This window comes from Anaeromonas frigoriresistens (assembly GCF_016820655.1).
In the GTDB taxonomy this organism is placed as follows: domain Bacteria; phylum Bacillota; class Clostridia; order Tissierellales; family SIT17; genus Anaeromonas; species Anaeromonas frigoriresistens.
In genome coordinates this window covers 68,479-88,068 of record NZ_WSFT01000028.1, presented here as the reverse complement: position 1 = coordinate 88,068, position 19,590 = coordinate 68,479, and the positions used below count along the sequence as shown (strand labels likewise).

Below are 19,590 nucleotides of genomic sequence, written 5' to 3'. Positions count from 1 at the left end.
ATAAAATGAAGGGGATTTAAAAATAAGAAAGAATATATTTTAATAAGACTAAAATTAAAAAAAGGATGAGGATAATATGGGGGAGACAAAATATCCAAGACTTCAGATTGACTTAAACAAAATAACTCATAATACCAAAAGATTAGTAGAGATATGTGATTCATTAGGAGTAGAAATAGTAGGGGTGAACAAAGTGACCTCTGCATCATTAGAGACTGCCCAGGCTCTAGTGGATGGGGGAGTAAAAATAATTGGGGAATCAAGGATAGAAAGTCTTGAATTATTAAAAGACATTAAGGCAGAAAAGATGCTTTTAAGACTACCTATGATTAGTAATGCAGAAGAAGTAGTTCGCTATGCAGATATATCCTTGAATTCAGAGATAGAGACTATCAAGGAGTTATCAAAGGAGGCTTTAAAAAGAAATATAATCCATCGTATTATTTTAATGATTGATGTGGGAGATTTAAGAGAAGGAATATTTGACGAGGAAGAAATTTTACTAATTGTAGAAGAAATATTGAAGTTAAAAGGGATTAAATTAATAGGACTAGGAACAAACCTATCTTGCTTTGGTGGAGTATTGCCTAGTATAGAAAATTTAGAGAAACTTGTAGTATTAAAAAAGAAAATTAAAGAAGAATTTAATGTTGATATCAGTACTCTTTCAGGGGGGAATTCTAGTAGTTTTCATTTAATACAAAAAGAAAAACTTCCTAAAGGAATAAATCAATTAAGACTTGGAACTGCCTTGATGCTAGGTACTGTGGAGGTTACGGATAGTAGAATAGAAGATACTTTTATAGATGCATTTAAATTAACAACAGAGATAGTGGAAGTAAAGAAGAAACCATCAAAACCAATAGGTGATATTAGTTTAAATGCCTTTGGTGAAGTTCCTCATTTTGATGATAAAGGAGATATGATTAGAGCTATATGTGCAGTAGGTAAGCAAGATGTAGCTATAGATTGGATGACCCCTTTTGATAAAGATATAACCATTCTAGGGGGAAGTAGTGACCATACTATTTTAGATATTACTAACTCTAAGCATACTTATAAGGTGGGAGATAAAGTAGATTTTTACCTAAACTATATTGCTATATTAAGGGCTATGGACTCTAAATATCTATATAGAGAGTATATTTGAAAAGAAATAAGGGCTCTATGTGTTTCATGCTAATAGTGAAAAATACATACAAGAAAAGGGAGGGATATTATAGTGGATAAAGATATAGATAAATTAATAGGGGAATTGGAAAGGGAACTTATAGATTTAAGTGAATATATATATAATAATCCAGAATTAGGATATGAAGAGCATAAGTCCAGTAAAGCCCATGTAGACCTATTGAAGAAATATGACTTTGATGTGGATGAAAAGTATATGAATATGGATACAGCCTTTAGAGCAGAATTTGATAGTGGAAAAGATGGACCAACTATTGCATTTCTTTCAGAATACGATGCATTACCAGGGATTGGTCATGGATGTGGTCATAATATCCTAGGAGCTACTAATACTGGAGCTGGTATAGTACTGAGCAAACTAATAAAAGGTATTGGGGGAAAAGTTATTGTATTTGGCACTCCTGCTGAGGAAACCAGTGGAGCAAAGGTAGAAATGGCCGATAAAGGAGCTTTTAATAATGTAGATGTAGCTATGGTAGCCCATCCATCCAAGGAATATTGTAAAAGTGGAGAATCTTTAGCTATGGAAGCTATAGAATTTATTTTTCAGGGAAAAAGTGCCCATGCTGCATCCGATCCTGATAAAGGAATTAATGCCTTAGATGGTGCTATAAATACATTTAATAATATCAATGCATTAAGGGAGCATGTGAAACCTTCAGCAAGAATTCATGGAATAATAAAAGAAGGAGGAAAGGCAGCTAATATTGTCCCTGACTTAGCCATAGCTCAGTTTTATGTAAGGGCAACTACTAAAAAATATTTAATAGAGTTATCAGAAAAGGTTAAAAACTGTGCTAGAGGAGCTTCATTAGCAGCAGGAACTACTTTAGAATTTAGGAACTATGAAGCTTCCTATGATAATATGGTAACAAATAAAGTATTATCCAATATCTATACTAAGTTTCTTAAAGAGGCAGGAGTAGAAGAGATTATTGATCCCGAGCAAAGTTATGGATCTTTAGATGCTGGAAATGTAAGTCATAAATGTGCTACTATCCATCCTTTCTTTGGGATAAGTAGTAAAGAGATAATAGCTCATACTAAAGAGTTTGCAGAAGCCACCTTAACAGAGGAGGCTTATGATAATATGAAAAGAACAATTAAAGCATTAGTATTAACAGGAGTTGAAGTCATTAAGAATCCTGAAGCTTTAAAAGATATAAAAAAAGAATTTGATGAATCTATCAAATAAAATAGACAATAAAAAGTGCTAGGTTGTCACCTAGCCTTTTTTTATTGTCTATATCATGTCTAATAATACTTACTTTTGTTAATAATGAAATTATCTGTGACATTTAAGGTAAAGTTTTTTCATATAGGGTAAGAATAAAATAATTCTATTGACAGATGAAAAAATTCTGATAAAATAGTAGTATGAATTTTAATGCAAATGATTTGCAATAAGGGGAGATATAATGAAAAGAATAATTACAATAAGTATTTTAATATTAAGTTTAATAGTGATATCTACTGGATGTACTTCCGATGTTGGAAATGTAGAAAACGAAGAGAATGGAGAAGAAAGACCTATCGTAGGGGTATCAATACCTCCTCAAGAATCTTTCATTAGAGAAATCGCTAAAGATAAGGTTGAAGTGATTACTATGATACCACCAGGAAATAGTGAAGCTAACTATCAACCTACACCTAAGGAATTAACTAAATTAAGTGATGCTAATTTATACTTTTCAATAGAGGTACCGGCAGAGGTTAATAATATATTACCAAACATAGAAGATTTTAATGAAGATATAAAAATAGTTTATTTATCTGATATAGTAGCAGAGGTTCATCCTGAAAGAAATTTCAGTGAAGATGAGGAGCATAGTCATGATGGGGAAGATGAACATGAAGAAGATGATCATGATCATGAAGGAGTAGATCCTCATATATGGATGTCACCTAGAAGATCTAAGGTGATGGTAGAAACAATAAGAGATGAACTTATAAAGTTAGATTCTGATAATAAAGAGTTCTATGAAAATAATGCTAAAGAATATTTAAGTAAAATAGATAAAGTAGATAAAGAAATAAAAGAAAGCGTAGAAGGAGCTAGTCAACAATCCTTTATTATATATCATCCTTCTATGGGATACTTTGCTGATGATTATGGTCTAAATATGGTGGCTATTGAAGAGTCTGGCAAAGAAGCCTCAGCTAAAAAGCTTAGAGAAGTTATTGATTTTGCAAAAGAAAATAATATTAAATTCGTATTCTACCAAGAAGAATTTGATAAATCCCAAGCGCAAACTATAGCAAAAGAGATTGATGGAGCTGCAATAAGTATAGATACATTATCTATGGATTACATTGAGAGTATGAAAGAGATAGCGGAAAAATTTAAGGAAGTACTTCAATAGAGGTGAGTTTATGAATGTTATAGAAGTAAAGGATCTTAGTGTAGATTATGGACCAGTTAGAGCTTTAGATAATATAAATCTACAGGTAGAAAAAGGAGAGTTCTTAGGAATAATAGGACCTAATGGGGGTGGAAAGACTACTCTTTTGAAGGTTTTATTAGGATTGATCAAACCTAATCATGGGGAAGTCGAGATTAATTTTAAAAAACCTATTGGTTATGTTCCCCAATTCAGTCACTTTGATAGGGAATTTCCTATAAGTGTCCTAGATGTAATACTTTTAGGGGCATTAGAAGGGAAAATTAAGATTCTTCATAAATTTAAGAAAGATCAAGTTAAAAAAGCAGAAGAAATAATGAAATCTCTAGGTATATTAGAGTTTAAAGATAGACAGATATCTCAGCTTTCTGGTGGACAACTTCAAAAGGTATTGATAGCAAGAGCTCTTATGGTAGAGCCAGAGGTTATGATATTAGATGAGCCCACAGCAAGCTTAGATGCCAACTCTAAAACAGAGATATACAATTTATTAAAGCTTTTAAATAAAGATAAAACTATTCTAGTTGTAAGCCATGATATGGGAGTAATAAACTCATATATTGATACGGTGGCATGTTTAAATAGGAATCTTCACTATCATGGAGACGATACTAAATTAGATCAAAATGTTCTAGAAAAGGTATACGGTTGTCCTGTGGAATTAGTAGCCCATGGACCAACTCCTCATAGGGTATTGAAGATTCACGAGGAGGATGAGAAATGATATTAGAAGCCTTCAGTTATAATTTTTTTCAAAATGCATTTATATCAGCAATCCTAGCTAGTATTGTATGTGGAATTATAGGTACTATTATAGTAGAGAAAAAATTAGTTATGATGAGTGGTGGTATTGCCCATACTTCCTTTGGAGGAATAGGTCTTGGATATTTATTAGGGTTCGAACCTATACTTGGAGCTTTTGGATTTGCAGTATTTGCTGCCCTATCTATATCTAGTATAAATAGAAAGGCTAGGACAAACTCTGATGCATTAGTGGGAATATTCTGGTCTGTTGGAATGGCTTTGGGTATTTTCTTTGTATCCTTAATGCCTGGATATCCACCGGATATGACTTCTTATTTATTTGGAGATATATTAACTGTTTCAGATTTCTCAATGAATATTATGATTATAGCAAATATAGTAGTAGTAGCTTCAGTGGTATTATTATTTAATTATTGGAAGGTATATTTATTTGATGAAGAATTTGCATCAGTATTAGGAATTCCAACTAGACTACTGGAGAATTTCCTTTTTATTATGATAGCCCTTACTATAGTAGTATTACTGAAAGTAGTGGGTATTATCTTAGTAATAGCCCTACTTACTATACCCCCGGCTATTGCCAAGTTATTCACTTATGATTTGAAAAATATTATGATTATATCAAGTCTATTAGGTGTATTATTTACTGTTTCAGGATTATTTATATCCTATGCTTTTAATATAGCATCAGGAGCAACCATCATACTTTTATCAGCTTCTGCTTATTTTATATCGGCTTTTGCTAAAGGGAAAATATTTAAAAGTTAACCTTGGAGGGTGCACTCCGAGGTTTTTTTATTTGTAATCCTGAGCATAGCGAAAGATCTTATCTTTTAGACTCTATACTATAGTGAAAGGAATAAACTACTTTAATAATTCAGAAAATTGAGATATACTTTAAGGTGGACATATTATGCGAAGGGGGAGTTTTCTTGGAGAGTGTAAATCAGAAAAGCTACAATAGAAGATGGGTTATATGGGGAGTTTTAGCTATGGCTTATGTAATCGTTTTCTTCCATAGAGTGGCTGCTGGAGTAGTAAGACAAGAATTAATCAATTCTTTTAATATTACTGATGTAGAGTTTGGGAATTTTGGAGCAATGTACTTTTATCCATATATGTTAATGCAAATACCTAGTGGTATTTTGGCTGATACTTTAGGAGCGAGAAAAACTGTATCTGTAGGAATCATATTAGCAGGTATTGGATCTTTGATATTTGGATTTGCCCCGAATATTACCTTTGCTTATATAGGAAGACTTACGGTAGGACTGGGAGTATCTGTAGTATTTATTTCAACCTTAAAGATATTATCTCAATGGTTTAAGCCTGATGAGTTTGGTAGGATGTCAGGACTTACTTCCTTTATCGGAAATGGAGGAGCACTACTTGCTCAATATCCTTTAGTTGTATTAGTGGCAGCTATTGGATGGAGAAAGTCTTTCTCTGTTATTGGGGGAATAAGTGTTATTATTGCTATAGTTACTTATATTCTAGTAAGAAACAAGCCTGAAGATTTAGGATTAGATCCTATAGTTATTATAAAAGAAAAGAAGAAATCTAGTATTAAGGATGGACTTAAAATAGTATTTACTAATCCTCGTACATGGCCAGCATTCTTCGCAATGGGAGGAATATTTGGATCAGTTATTGCTTTTATGGGAACTTGGGGAGTTCCATATATGATAGATGTATATGGTCTAACCAAAGGAGAAGCTTCAATATTTACTATGATGGTGACATTAGGGCTTATGATAGGAAGTTTGATCGTAGGAAATATCTCTGATAGGCTAGGTAAGAGAAGATTACCTTTTGCTGCTTTTTCTATTGTATATTTAGTGGTATGGATAGTATTTTTATTTGTTAATCCAGGAAATATGAGTTTAGGATTTATGTATGTGCTATTCTTCCTTATGGGACTTACTTCTTCAGGGTTTGTATTATCCTGGGCTTGTGGTAAGGAAGTTAACCCTGAGAAATATGCAGGGGTATCTACTTCTATAGCTAATATGGGTGGTTTCCTATTTGCAGCTATAATTCAGCCTATTATTGGATTTGTATTAGAACAGTCCGATGGAGCTGGAGGGGTTTACTCTGTAGAGGCATATAATAAGGCCTTTATGGTTTGTTTAGTTGTTATTATCATCTCATTAGTGTCATTGTTTCTCATCAAGGAGACTAATTGTAAGAATATTTATAGTGAGTAGGAAATTTTAATATTGGCAATATTGAAAATCTAGTAAAGAACGTTCACCAGGTTAAAATTTAGAGAAAACTACTGCCTGGGTTCATTTGAAAATCCTAACCGCCCCAGTGGGACGTCTTGTCCCATAGGGGCTGATGAGACCTACTGTCTCATCCACGGATTTTCTGCATTCACCCTCGTCAAGTTTTCAAACTAAATATCCACAATGGTTCTCTTATCTTTGCTAGATTTTTTGACATAATAATGAAGGAATTGTGATATATCTATCAGTACTCAGACGAACAATAATTAAAAGAAAGATCCTTCGCTTTGCTCAGGATGACACTACTAATCTGTCACTCTGAGCTTGTCGAAGAGTCTTAAGTTTCTTAACTATATTCAGGATGACAACTATATAGTTATTAATTATGATAAATAATTTTTTACATACAATTTTAAAGGGGGTAACAAAATGATACTTATTAGAAATGGTAATATTCATACTATGGCTGGAGAGATGATAGAAGGCGGTAGTATACTTATTGAAAACGGAAAGATTAAAGAGGTTGGTAAAGACATAGTAGCGACTTTAGATGCAGAAATAATTGATGCTGGTGGTAAGATAGTACTACCGGGACTTATCGATGCCCATTGTCATGTGGGGTTATTTGAAAGTTCTATTGGGTTTGAAGGGGACGATGGAAATGAAATGACTGATCCAGTAACTCCACAATTAAGAGCAATAGATGGGATAAATCCAATGGATGAAACATTAAAAGAAGCCTATGAAGCGGGAGTTACTTCTGCTGCTACTGGACCTGGAAGTGCTAATGTAGTAGGTGGCCAATTTGCATTGATAAAAACCTATGGTAGCAGAATAGATAATATGATCATTGATGAAAGTATTGCTATGAAAATAGCTTTTGGAGAAAACCCTAAGAGGGTTTATCATAGCATGAAAAAGTCTCCTTCTACTAGAATGGCTACAGCATCCATATTAAGAGAGACACTATTCAAAGCTAAAGCTTATGTAGAAAAGCAAGACAGGGCAGAGGGTGATCAGACTAAAATGCCAGAATTTGATATGAAGATGGAGGCAATGGCTAGAGTTATCAGAAAAGAGATCCCATTAAAGGCCCATGCCCATAGAGCAGATGATATATTTACTGCTCTTAGAATAGCTAAGGAATTTGATGTGGATATCACATTAGAGCATTGCACTGAAGGTCATCTTATAGCTGATGAATTAGCTAAGGATGGTAAATCAGTTATAATAGGACCTACCTTTGGTCATAAATCAAAATTTGAGTTAAAGAATAAGAGTTTTGAAACACCGAAAGTACTTCACGAAGCAGGAGTAAAATTTGCAATAATGACTGATGCTCCAGTAATACCTTTAGATAGATTAGCTTTATGTGCTGCCTGGGCAGTAAATGCTGGCTTAGATGAAGAAGAAGCTTTAAGAGCTATCACTATAAACGCTGCTGAGATATTAGGAGTAGAGGATAGAATAGGTAGTATAGAAAAGGGTAAGGATGCGGATATAGTAATATTTGATGGACATCCCTTAAGAGACATTAGTGCTAAAGCAGCAGTTACAATAATAGATGGTAAAATTGTTCATAGAGGATAAGATAAGATCCTTCGCTATGCTCAGGATGACAACTATACTGTCACTCTGAGCGTAGTCGAAGAGTCTGAGGACCGACCAGGATTACTTGAGTAATAATTTACAATAAAAAACACTTAACATATTATTGACAAAATAATAACTATATTTTATAATAAAGTTAAGAATAAAATAAAAATTAATAGTTAATCTTCAGGGCAGGGTGAAATTCCCGACCGGCGGTAAAGTCCGCGACCCGTATGAAAATACGGTTGACTTGGTGAAATTCCAGGACCGACAGTAAAGTCTGGATGGAAGAGGATTAAGTATGTTACATACTTAATAATGTAGAATTTTAAAGCCCTTGGAGTTTATCCAAGGGCTATTTTAATCTATCTGAAGAAAGACTAAAACAGGAGGTAGGTTTTTATGTTAGCTACAAAGAAAAAATTTGACACAAGGTATCTTACAAAAACAGCAGTGTTATCAGTATTAGCTTTTTTAATAATGTTCATCGAAGTTCCCCTATGGTTTGCACCCCCATTTTTAAAGGTGGATTTTAGTGATATTCCTGCCTTAATAGGAGCCTTTGCATTAGGACCTATGACAGGAGTAGTAATAGAGCTTATCAAAAATGTTCTTCATATAGCTCTAAAGGGAACCACTACAGTAGGAGTAGGAGAGTTAGCAAACTTTATAGTAGGTAGTGTATTCGTATATACAGCGGCAAGTATTTACAATAGGAATAAGAGCTTAAAAAGTGCAATAATAGGACTCATATCAGGAACTATAGCAATGACAGTAGTAGCAGCCTTTGCAAATTATTTCTTCTTATTACCCTTCTATGCAAAACTATATGGAGCACCTTTAGAATCCTTCGTAGAAATGGGAGCAGCAGTTAATAAGTTTGTAAATGATGTAAAAACATTAGTAATCTTTGCAATATCTCCCTTCAACATAGTAAAAGGGATAATGATATCAGTGGTAACTATACCACTATATAAAAGAATATCACCATTACTTCACAAGTAAACCGAAGCCTTAAGCTTCGGTTTTTATTTTTTACAAAAAACCAAGTAAAATTAATAATCTTGTGTATACTTGGTAAGAATTATATAATATTTAGTAAGTACATATTTTTAATAACAAAAGATATAGAAGAAGGAATGGGATATGATTAAAATAATAACAAACTCACTAAAAGAGACAGAAAAATTAGGAGAGAAAATAGGAAAATCACTTAAATCAGGAGATGTTCTTTGCTTAGATGGAGATTTAGGTGCGGGAAAGACTACTTTGACGCAATCTATAGCAAAGGGTTTAGATGTGGATGACTATGTGACTAGTCCTACATTTACTATAGTTAATGAATATGAGGGAAGATTCCATGTTAATCATTTTGATGTATATAGAATAGCTGATGTAGATGAAATGTATGATATAGGATATGAAGAGTATGTTTATTCAGATAGTGTTACAATAATAGAATGGGCATCAATGATTGATGAGATATTACCAGAGGATAGGGTAGAGATAAAGATAAATAAACTTCAAGATGATGGTAGAGAAATAAAGATAGAAGTAAAGGGTAAGGGTAATAAAGAGTTAATTAAGGAGTTGGATAAGTAATGAAGATACTTGCAATAGAATCTTCCAGTAGAGTAGCTACCTGTGCTGTTATGGATGATGAAAACCTTTTAGGAGAATATATAATAAACGATAAAATGACCCATTCAAAAAAATTAATGCCTGCTATAAGGGAATTAATGAATAGTCTAGATTTAAAACCAGAGGATATTGATGTATATGCTGGAGCAGTGGGTCCAGGCTCCTTTACTGGACTTAGAATAGGTCTGGCCTCAATTAAAGCTATGGCCCATGCCCATGAAAAGGAAGTAATAGGAATACCTACTATAGATGCTCTAGCCTTCAATATACCCTATGCAGAAGGTATAGTAGTTCCTATGATGGATGCTAGACGGGATAGAGTATATACTGGCATATATAAATGGGAAGATGGAGCTTTCTATACTATAATGGAGCAGGATGTTCTTCCAGTGGAGGAAATGATAGATATTTTACTTAAGAGAAATGAAAGAATTATTATAAATGGAGATGGAGCAAAAAAGTATAGAGAAATATTAGTAGAAAGACTTAAGGAAAGAGTAATGTTTTCTCCTAATTCTACAAATATGCCTAGGGCATCTTCTGTGGCGGAGTTAGCTCTTAGGAAGATAAAGGATGGGAAAGGAATAGACTATAGAAAATTAGTTCCTGACTATTTAAGAAAATCCCAAGCAGAGAGGGAATATGATATGAGGATGAATGGAAAATATGAAGAATAAAGTTAAATTAAGAAAAATGGAAAAAAAAGATATAGATGGGGTATTGGTTGTGGAGAAAATGTCCTTTTCTACTCCTTGGTCTCGTGATGCATTTGTAAAGGAAGTAACTGAGAATAACTTGGCTAGATATATGGTAGCGGAGATAGATGATACTATTATAGGATATGGTGGAGTGTGGTTAATCCTAGATGAAGGACATATTACTAATATTGCTGTTCATAAAGGCTATAGAGGATATGGAATAGGTCATATTCTAGTAGATGGTTTAGTTGATATCTGTAAGAAATTGAATATTGAAAGAATGACCCTAGAAGTAAGGGAGTCAAATACTCCTGCTAGAAATTTGTACAAGGGTCACGGGTTTGAAGATATAGGGATAAGACCTGGTTATTATGCTGATAATAAGGAAGATGCGGTTATTATGTGGAAGGAAATATAAAAAAGATTCTTCACTCCGTTCAGTATGACAAACTTAAGGACATAGATATCACTATGTATTGTCATCCTGAGAGCAACGAAGGATCTTGGTTTTAAGTATTATATGAAAAGGGGAGATTATATGAGTGATAATTTCAATGAATTTGAAGATTATAGTGATGTTACTGAATTAAAATGGTGGGAAAAAGTTAGAGATGTTTTTATAGATCCTAAAAGACTGTTTAAGAGTTTAAAATTTTATCCTAATTTAAAACTATCTATATTTGTAATTGTAATAACAACAGTATTAACGGCATTTTTACAGATTAATTCTGAAGAATTTATTAATAATGTATTGAAAAGTATGGGAGGAACTACCCCTTCTGGTAGTACATTAAATGCTTACGTATATATTACAATAGCATTGATACCCTTAGTGCCTTTATTTGTGATATTCTTTAAGGCTTTTATGATAAGTGGCTTGGCAGTATTAGCAGGGGGAGATAGTGACTATACAGATGCAATGGTAGTAACTACCTATGCTTATATCCCAGTTGCAGTAGGAACTTTAGTGTTGGCAGTGATAGCTTATCTTTTAGGAACAAATCCAATAGAATTAAGCTTAGCCCAAATTTTGCCCGAATCTATGGCTGGAGGATTAGTATATGGTATTGCATTAAGAATGGATATTCTTGTAATTTGGTATCAAGTATTATCTCTTATAGGAACATCTTATATATTTGAAATTTCAAGAAAAAAAGCATTAATCCCAGTAATACTTCCTTGGATTATATGGATAATATTTTCCGCAGGTCTTCATGTGTTAAGTTATGGCGGTATGATTTAAATCTGAATATAATCCTCTAAGTTAGTTATACTAAAGGTATGAAAATAAGGAATTAATATAATTACTTAGGAGGATGAATATATGGGAAATATGGTTAATAAAGATCAATTAAAGAATATAGCTGAAAGATGTAGTCAGTATAGATTTGAGCGAGATAGTTCATTACGATCTGATGTTAAAAGTATGGGTGAAACTGTCTCTAGTTGTGAGAATTGTGAGCATTTTAATTCTGAGCATAAATGCAATCTGAATCTTATAGATCAGATACTATCAAATATGGACGTTAAACTTGATTAATTAGGGCACCCTAGGGTGCCCTAATTCTTTTAGACTACCTAAATTCATTTTTTCTTTTATCAAAATGAATTTTTCCTTCATAGGGATTAGCAAAATTGTGAACTTGATTATAGAAGGATAGGTCACCAAATATGGTTGCTTTGTAAAGATCTGTAGGGAAATCTCTATTTCTATCTACGCCATTATACCCAGGATGCCTATTTTTAGCCATCTAATCACTCCTTTTGTGATAATCCCTATACTTAGTATTCATATTAATAGGATAAATTATTCTTAAGGAGAATTAATGGAAAGCTTGTTTAAATTAAAGGGTATATTATATAATGAACAGAAGATTAAATAGCTGGAGGGATTTTTTTGGAAAATATAATTACATTGGCTATAGAAACCTCATGTGATGAAACATCTATAGGGGTATTAAAAAATGGTAGGGAAATTTTAAGTAATAGAATATCTTCACAAATAGAATTACATAAAAAATTTGGTGGGGTAGTTCCTGAAGTTGCTTCAAGAAAGCATATAGAGACCATTGACTATATATTAGATGATGCATTGAAGGAAGCAAATATATCATTAAATGATATAGATAATATAGCTGTTACTTACGGACCGGGATTAGTAGGAGCACTTTTGGTAGGTCTATCCTATGGTAAAGCTTTAGCCTATGCTTTAGATAAGCCTTTAGTAGGAGTAAACCATATAGAAGGACATATAAACGCAAACTTTATTGAACATCCAGAGTTGGAGCCTCCCTTTGTATGTCTAATTGTTTCAGGAGGTCATTCTCATTTAGTATATATAAAGGATTATGGCGAATATGAAATATTAGGTAGAACAAGAGATGATGCTGCCGGAGAAGCCTTTGATAAAATAGCCAGAGCCATGAATCTAGGATATCCTGGAGGACCAATAATTGATGAATTATCAAAAGAAGGTAATAAAGATGCTGTTAATTTTCCTAGGGTATATTTAGAGGAAGATAGCTTTGATTTTAGTTTCAGTGGATTAAAATCAGCAGTTCTAAACTATTTAAATAACCAAAAGCAAAAGGATTTAGATATAGTAGTAGAAGATGTGGCAGCTAGTTTTCAGCAAGCTGTTATTGAAGTATTAGTGAATAAGACCTTAAGAGCTGCTAACTTAAAGAACTCTAATATCATAACAATAGCAGGCGGGGTGGCAGCCAATGAGGGTCTTAGAAAGCTTATGGAAGAAAAAGCTAAGGGATTAGGTATAGATGTGAAGTATCCATCAAAAATATTGTGTACAGATAATGCTGCCATGATCGGGTGTGCAGGATATTATGATTATATAAAGGGAAGAATATCAGATTTAGATCTAAATGCAGTACCTAATTTAAAACTCGGGGATAAGTAGTTCAATTATTAACTTCCACCTTTATGGGTATAAATATATTAAAGTATAAACTAAAGAAGATAAAGGTGGTTAATATGAAAAGTAAAGTAGTGGCTGGATTGTTAGCGATTTTTCTTGGAGGATTCGGAATACATAAGTTTTATTTAGGACAAACTGGGCAAGGAATATTGATGCTTTTATTTGCTTGGACTGGTATTCCAGAGATAATAGGAATTTTCCAAGGAGTATTAATGTTACTTATGACAAAGAAAGATTTCGATAGAAAATATAACTAGTAGTAAAAATGATTCCCTAGAGGGATCATTTTTTTTATGGTATAATAATCCTCCAAAGAATCTTGTCTTTAAGGTTCTTGAAAAAACATACAAATTAAAACAAGACTCTTCGACTACGCTAAGAGGGACAATAGAGTAGTCATCCTGAACGTAGCGAAGGATCTTATATTTAGGACCCCTGGACTAGGCTCGCAGGTACATAGCACTTATTAGAAAAAGAAAGTAAAAAAACAATATTTTTGTAAATCGAATAATGTAAAATGCCTTGTTTTTATAAGTTTATGTTAACCATTATGGTATAAATTGACGAAAATTGTCTGGACAAGCTTTATAAACATTTTATCCACATTGTTGACAGATTTATATACAAATTTTGTGGATAATGTGGAAAATCAATAGACAAAAGAGCCTGTCCCATGATAAATATGTGGATAACGCTGGGGATTATGTGCATAAATTGTGGATAAAATGGTTAAAATAAATTTTTTCCATTTTTCTTAGAAAAATTTGGTATTAATAGTACGTCTGTTTGGTAAACATAAAAATCTACCTATTGAAATTAATCAACAAGTAGATTTTCCCATTCCTCATATAATTCTTCTAGACTATTTTTTACATTAGTAGTCCTCTGATGTATTTCTAAGCTTTTATCTGGATCTGAGTATACTTCTTCTTTACACATCAGATCTTCTAAAGTAGTTAATTCTTTTTCTAAAGATGCTATTTCTTTTTCTATATTAGTCAGGCGTTTCTTTTTTCGTTGATCTTCTCTGATTTTTTCACGTTCTTTTTTTCTTCTATTTTTTATTTCGGTTTTTGTTTCGGTAGATACTATTTCTTCTTCTTCCACTAGACTATTCTTTTTTTCTATATAATAGTTATAATTACCAAGGTATTCTTCTATGCCATCTCTGCTTAATTCTAGTATTTTATCTGTAACCTTATTTAAGAAGTATCTATCGTGGGAGATAACAAAAAGAGTACCATTATAATCAATAAGGGAATCCTCTAAGGCCTCTTTAGAGTCGATGTCTAAATGGTTAGTTGGCTCGTCCATTAATAGGAAGTTAGCTTCTGATAACATAAGCTTTATTAAGGATACTCTGCTTTTTTCCCCGCCACTTAATGTGGATATTTCCTTAAAGATATCATCCCCGGTAAAGAGGAATCTGGCTAGAATACTTCTTATTTGAAAATGATCAAGAGTAGGATTATCATCCCAAATTTCATCTACAATTGTCTTATCATTATCCAAATTTGTTTGTTCCTGATCATAATAGGCTGTATTCACCTTATGACCAATATTTACTATACCCTCATCATAATTTAAATTATTTAGTAATATTTTAAATATAGTAGATTTCCCTATACCATTAGGTCCAATAAGACCTACTTTTTCCCCTCGATAAATATTAAAGGATACATTTTTAAAAACTTCTTTATCATCAAAGGATTTAGAGAGCTCCTCTACTTTTAAAACATCATTACCACTTTTGACCTTTGGTTCAAAGCGAATCTTAGCTTTACCATTAACAGTGGTAGGTTTATCTAATTTCTTCATTTTATCAAGCATTTTTTCTCTACTTTTTGCTTGCCTTATAGCCCGCTTGCCACCTAAAGATAGATTATTTATCATTTCTTCTTGTCTTTTAACTTCCTTTTGTTGTTGTTCGTAATTTTTGGTTAAAAGCTCTAATTCTTTCTTTCTTTTTTGTATATATACAGAGTAATTACCATTATAGGACTTTAGCTGATTATTCTCTAACTGAAGAATTTTAGATACAGTAGAATCTAGAAAATATCTATCATGGGAGATTATTATAGCTGCTCCTTTATATTCTCTTATATACCTTTCTAACCAATTTATTGCATCGATATCTAAGTGGTTAGTTGGTTCATCTAGGAGTAATAAATTAGGTTTTTCTAATAATAGCTTTGCTAAAGTAACTCTAGTTTTTTGACCACCGCTTAGATTATTTATGGGCTGATTGAATTCTTCTTCACTAAAACCTAGGCCTTTTAGAACTCCCCTAACTTCACTTTCATATCCATATCCATTATTCTCAGTAAACTTTTCCATTAATCTTGAATACCTATTCATTAGGTTATCTAACTTTTCAGAGTTTTGTTTTTTACCTTCAATACTAATATCTTTTTCTAAGTCTCTTAAATCTTTTTCCATTTGTATAATATTTTCAAAAACTGTCAATGTCTCATCATATACAGTTTTCTCACTATTAAAGGTGGTATTCTGTTTTAGATATCCTATTTTAGTTTTTTTGGCTAGATAGATATCTCCCGAATCTCTAGAAATTTCATCAGTTAATATCTTAAATAGGGTAGTTTTGCCTGCGCCATTCAGTCCTACAAGACCTACTTTTTCCCCATCATTTATAGCAAAGGATACATTATTTAGTGTTTTTTCTGCAATATAGCTTTTGGTTATATTATTACAAGATAGAATTATCATTTTATTAGCCTCCTTACTCTATGAGGGTATAAGTATATTATACATTAGATATGGAGTATTATGTAGAATTAAAGTGATAATTGGTTATAATTAAGTATATATTAGGGTAAATATAAAATATTGTATAGCTTTTTGATATTGAATAAAAAATTTAGTATAATAGAAAGAGTTCAAATTGACTGGATAAATAATCTTGATATATAATTAACATATCTTATACCTATTTGGGTATTAAAAGGATTATAATATATAGTGGATTTGAATTTCTAAATGATTGTATAGAAAGTACTTTGATATACTTTTGACATAAAGAGAAAAAATATTATATTGCGAGGGATAGAATAATGAAAAATAAAAAAGTTTCAATGGCGGTAATAAGAAGGTTGCCAAAATATTATAGGTATTTAACAGATTTATTGGATAATGATATAAAAAGAATATCATCTCAGGAATTAAGTAAATTAACAGATTTTACTGCATCTCAAATCAGACAAGATCTAAACAACTTTGGAGGATTTGGACAACAGGGATATGGATATAATGTTGAAGATTTGCATAAGGAATTAGGAAGAATCCTTGGATTGGATAAAACATATAAAGCGGTATTAGTAGGAGCTGGTAATTTAGGTCAAGCAATTGCTAATTATAGAGGGTTTGAAGATTCTGGATTTAAGATAATGGGTATATTCGATAAGAATCCTAAAATGATAGGAATAAAATTAAGAGATGTAGAAATTGAAGATGTAGATGAAATGTCAAACTTCATAAAAGAAAATGATATTGAAATTGGCATAATATGTACTCCTAAAGAAGGAAGTCAAGAAATAGCTGAAGAAATGGTGAAAAATGGAATCAGTGGAATCTGGAACTTTGCTCCAGCTGACTTAAAACTTCCTGAGGAAATAACAGTAGAAAATGTACACTTAAATGAGAGTCTATTTACACTTTCATATTTATTAAAAGAAAACGACTAAAGTTGTAAGGCCGTCAGAAATGATGGTCTTTTTTCGAATAATGGAGGGGAACTGATGAGGGTAGAAGATATAATGACTAAAAACCCTATAATTATAAATGAGGATATGAGTATAATTGATGCCACTTCCTTAATGCTAGAAAATAATATTGATGGAATTCCTGTAGTTGATAATCATGATATATTGGTTGGATTATTTACTAAGGGGGACCTATATTATTCTGTAATGAATGATATAGACACTACAACTAGAGTTAAGGATATTATGAAAAAGGAAATAAGCTACCTTAAAAAGGAAGACAACACAGATGAAATATTCAAATTAAATGTGGGTAGGCTTCCAGTAATAGATGATGATAAAAAAGTTATAGGGATAGTGACTACTAAGGATTTACTTAAGGAATACCATAATAGAAATAGCTATATAAATGAGGAGTTAAATACCATATTTACAGCTATTCATAATGGTATAATGTTAGTTGATAGTAAAGGGAAAATTAAAAATATTAATAAATCAGCTAAAGAAATACTTAAAAGAGAGTCATTGAATGATATAAATAATCTTCCCTTTGAAGAGGTAGTTAGGGAAGTATTAAATAAAAGAAAAGACTCTATTGGCAATAGTTTTAATATCAGAGGTAAAAATATCATAATAAATGTAACTCCATTTATGAAGGAAGAAGTAATAGAAGGAGTAATAGTAGAATTAAATGATATAACCACATTACAGGATGCTTTAAAGGAATTAAATACAGAAAAGAATCTTACAGGAATTTTGAGAACAATCCTTGATAATGCCTATGATGGTATTGTGGTAATTGATAAGGATAAGAAAATTACAATGATAAATAATTCCTATGCTAAGTTTTTAGGAGTAGATAAAGATGAAGTGATAGGTGAAATAGTTACTGATGTAATAGAAAATACAAGACTCCATATTATTTTAAAAACTGGTCAATCAGAAATAGGGGAGATTCAAAAGATTGGTTCCAAAAATATAGTGGCAATGCGAGTTCCTATTAGAGAAGGAAATAATGTAGTTGGAGCCATGGGAAAAATAATGTTCAGAGATGTTCAAGAAGTAAAATCCTTAGCTTCTAAGTTAAGTGATGTGGAAAGAGAACTACAATATTATAAATCTGAGCTTATAAAGGAGCGTCAAGCAAAATACTCCTTTGAAAATATTCCCTCAGAAAGTAAAAAAATGAATGATGTAAAGAGTCTAGCTTTAAAGGCATCAAGAAGTAACTCCACAATATTAATAATAGGAGAAAGTGGTACTGGAAAAGAATTATTTGCTCATTCCATTCATAATGCTAGCCCAAGGCATATGAAGCCCTTTGTAAAAATGAATTGTGCAGCAATTCCAGCAGATTTACTAGAATCAGAGCTCTTTGGATACGAAGAAGGAGCCTTTACTGGATCCAGGAAGGGTGGAAAGGTAGGGAAGTTTAAATTAGCTGATGGTGGAACTATATTTTTAGATGAGATAGGAGATATGCCTCTAAATATGCAAGCAAAAATTCTAAGGGTATTACAAGAAAAAGAAGTAGAACCTATTGGTTCAAATACTACATTAAAAATAGATGCAAGAGTTATAGCTGCTACCAATAGAAATCTTACTAAGATGGTTAATGAGGGAAAGTTTAGAAAGGACCTATATTATAGGCTGAATGTTATAAAATTAGAGGTTCCTTCTTTAAGAGAAAGAAAAGAAGACTTAGAGATATTAATAGATATATTATTTCAAAAGCATAGAAACGATGTGGGAAAATTTATTCCAGGAATATCTAAAGAAGCCATAAAAATATTAAAGGGATATCATTGGCCAGGAAATGTAAGAGAACTAGAGAATGCAGTGGAAAGAGCTATAAACTTAGTTGAGTCAGGAGAAGAAATAAAGCCTATAAATCTTCCTCAATATATTAAAGGGGGAGAGAAAGTAAATTTTGATAATACTTTCTCCCTTAAGAATGCAGTGGAAGAGGCAGAGAGAAATACTATAATAGATTGCTTGAAATTCACTGATGGAAATAGGGCTAAGGCAGCTAAAATACTGAATATAAGTAGATCTACTTTGTATGAAAAGTTGGATAGGTATGATATAACGAAGAGTTAAACTTTGTTATGCAAAGAAAGTATGTCATCCTGAACGTAGAGAAGGATCTTATCTTTAAGACTCTTCGAAAATCTCACGGGGTAGCGAAAGCATGTACGATTCTTCGGACTGTGTATAAAAATTAACACATGATAGAATTGTCATGGATTTAACAAGGGTTGAAGACCATTACTATAAATGTGTAAGGAATACTGTACAGATATAGTTAATTAATTAACAAATACAATTAAGGAGATAAGACCTGTTTGAGGGTCTTATTTTTGTGTTTTAATAAAAAGTATTTTTTCATAAAAACAGATGAAATCAACGGTCTTACCC

At 32.1% G+C, this 19,590-nt stretch carries 19 protein-coding genes and 1 riboswitch; of the genes, 17 read left to right on the top strand and 2 right to left on the bottom strand.

The genetic code is table 11. The features are described from left to right. Positions 1–76 precede the first annotated feature (76 nt). The 13 genes from orr (at position 77) to GOQ27_RS06455 (ending at position 12,058) form a co-directional block, all read left to right on the top strand. Positions 77–1,150: an ornithine racemase Orr gene (orr, locus tag GOQ27_RS06515; RefSeq protein WP_203366027.1), complete on the top strand. Its 1,074-nt coding sequence runs from the start codon at positions 77–79 to the stop codon at positions 1,148–1,150. 72 nt (positions 1,151–1,222) lie between these two features. After that, the gene (locus GOQ27_RS06510; protein WP_203366026.1) at positions 1,223–2,386 is read left to right on the top strand and encodes a M20 family metallopeptidase; all 1,164 of its coding nucleotides are present in this window, start codon (positions 1,223–1,225) and stop codon (positions 2,384–2,386) included. A gap of 223 nt (positions 2,387–2,609) precedes the next feature. After that, a complete protein-coding gene (locus GOQ27_RS06505) occupies positions 2,610–3,554 on the top strand; it encodes a metal ABC transporter solute-binding protein, Zn/Mn family (RefSeq protein ID WP_203366025.1) in 945 nt (314 codons plus the stop codon). A gap of 10 nt (positions 3,555–3,564) precedes the next feature. Next, positions 3,565–4,317, top strand: a complete 753-nt coding sequence (locus GOQ27_RS06500; RefSeq protein ID WP_203366024.1) for a metal ABC transporter ATP-binding protein — start codon at positions 3,565–3,567, stop codon at positions 4,315–4,317. Then, entirely contained in the window at positions 4,314–5,126 is an 813-nt protein-coding gene (locus GOQ27_RS06495) for a metal ABC transporter permease (protein ID WP_203366023.1), read from the top strand. The genes GOQ27_RS06500 and GOQ27_RS06495 overlap by 4 nt, the downstream gene beginning before the upstream one ends. A 164-nt stretch (positions 5,127–5,290) precedes the next feature. Continuing rightward, entirely contained in the window at positions 5,291–6,565 is a 1,275-nt protein-coding gene (locus tag GOQ27_RS06490) for an MFS transporter (protein ID WP_252187767.1), read from the top strand. 450 nt (positions 6,566–7,015) lie between these two features. Further along, the gene (locus GOQ27_RS06485) at positions 7,016–8,176 is read left to right on the top strand and encodes an amidohydrolase (RefSeq protein ID WP_203366022.1); all 1,161 of its coding nucleotides are present in this window, start codon (positions 7,016–7,018) and stop codon (positions 8,174–8,176) included. A 181-nt stretch (positions 8,177–8,357) separates the two neighbouring features. Continuing rightward, a riboswitch (FMN riboswitch) is annotated at positions 8,358–8,479 on the top strand. Between the two features lie 102 nt (positions 8,480–8,581). Beyond that, a complete protein-coding gene (locus GOQ27_RS06480; RefSeq protein WP_203366021.1) occupies positions 8,582–9,184 on the top strand; it encodes an ECF transporter S component in 603 nt (200 codons plus the stop codon). Positions 9,185–9,325: 141 nt separating this feature from the next. After that, entirely contained in the window at positions 9,326–9,781 is a 456-nt protein-coding gene (gene tsaE / locus GOQ27_RS06475; protein WP_203366020.1) for a tRNA (adenosine(37)-N6)-threonylcarbamoyltransferase complex ATPase subunit type 1 TsaE, read from the top strand. Next, positions 9,781–10,497 (top strand): tRNA (adenosine(37)-N6)-threonylcarbamoyltransferase complex dimerization subunit type 1 TsaB, encoded by a 717-nt coding sequence (gene tsaB, locus GOQ27_RS06470; protein WP_203366019.1) that lies wholly within the window; start codon positions 9,781–9,783, stop codon positions 10,495–10,497. The genes tsaE and tsaB overlap by 1 nt, the downstream gene beginning before the upstream one ends. Beyond that, the gene (rimI, locus tag GOQ27_RS06465; protein ID WP_203366018.1) at positions 10,487–10,936 is read left to right on the top strand and encodes a ribosomal protein S18-alanine N-acetyltransferase; all 450 of its coding nucleotides are present in this window, start codon (positions 10,487–10,489) and stop codon (positions 10,934–10,936) included. The genes tsaB and rimI overlap by 11 nt, the downstream gene beginning before the upstream one ends. 120 nt (positions 10,937–11,056) lie before the next feature. Then, complete coding sequence (locus GOQ27_RS06460; RefSeq protein ID WP_203366017.1) at positions 11,057–11,761, top strand: YIP1 family protein; 705 nt, start codon at positions 11,057–11,059, stop codon at positions 11,759–11,761. A gap of 81 nt (positions 11,762–11,842) precedes the next feature. Continuing rightward, entirely contained in the window at positions 11,843–12,058 is a 216-nt protein-coding gene (locus GOQ27_RS06455) for a hypothetical protein (RefSeq protein WP_252187766.1), read from the top strand. Positions 12,059–12,092: 34 nt separating this feature from the next. Here GOQ27_RS06455 and GOQ27_RS06450 read toward each other — a convergent pair whose 3' ends face one another. Further along, positions 12,093–12,269, bottom strand: a complete 177-nt coding sequence (locus GOQ27_RS06450; protein ID WP_203366016.1) for a hypothetical protein — start codon at positions 12,267–12,269, stop codon at positions 12,093–12,095. A 146-nt stretch (positions 12,270–12,415) separates the two neighbouring features. Between GOQ27_RS06450 and tsaD the strand changes: the two genes are divergently transcribed. Further along, positions 12,416–13,435 (top strand): tRNA (adenosine(37)-N6)-threonylcarbamoyltransferase complex transferase subunit TsaD, encoded by a 1,020-nt coding sequence (gene tsaD / locus GOQ27_RS06445; protein ID WP_203366015.1) that lies wholly within the window; start codon positions 12,416–12,418, stop codon positions 13,433–13,435. 74 nt (positions 13,436–13,509) lie between these two features. After that, on the top strand, positions 13,510–13,710 hold the full coding sequence (locus GOQ27_RS06440) for a TM2 domain-containing protein (protein WP_203366014.1): 201 nt from the start codon (positions 13,510–13,512) through the stop codon (positions 13,708–13,710). Positions 13,711–14,269: 559 nt separating this feature from the next. Here GOQ27_RS06440 and GOQ27_RS06435 read toward each other — a convergent pair. Then, positions 14,270–16,180, bottom strand: coding sequence for an ABC-F family ATP-binding cassette domain-containing protein (locus GOQ27_RS06435; protein ID WP_203366013.1), 1,911 nt, complete (start codon positions 16,178–16,180; stop codon positions 14,270–14,272). A gap of 344 nt (positions 16,181–16,524) precedes the next feature. Between GOQ27_RS06435 and GOQ27_RS06430 the strand changes: the two genes are divergently transcribed. Together GOQ27_RS06430 and GOQ27_RS06425 are read left to right on the top strand one after the other, a co-directional pair. After that, positions 16,525–17,154, top strand: coding sequence for a redox-sensing transcriptional repressor Rex (locus GOQ27_RS06430; RefSeq protein ID WP_207751270.1), 630 nt, complete (start codon positions 16,525–16,527; stop codon positions 17,152–17,154). 54 nt (positions 17,155–17,208) lie between these two features. Beyond that, positions 17,209–19,272 carry a sigma-54-dependent Fis family transcriptional regulator gene (locus tag GOQ27_RS06425; protein WP_203366012.1) on the top strand — a complete coding sequence of 688 codons (2,064 nt, stop codon included), beginning with the start codon at positions 17,209–17,211 and terminating at the stop codon, positions 19,270–19,272. Positions 19,273–19,590: the final 318 nt, after the last annotated feature.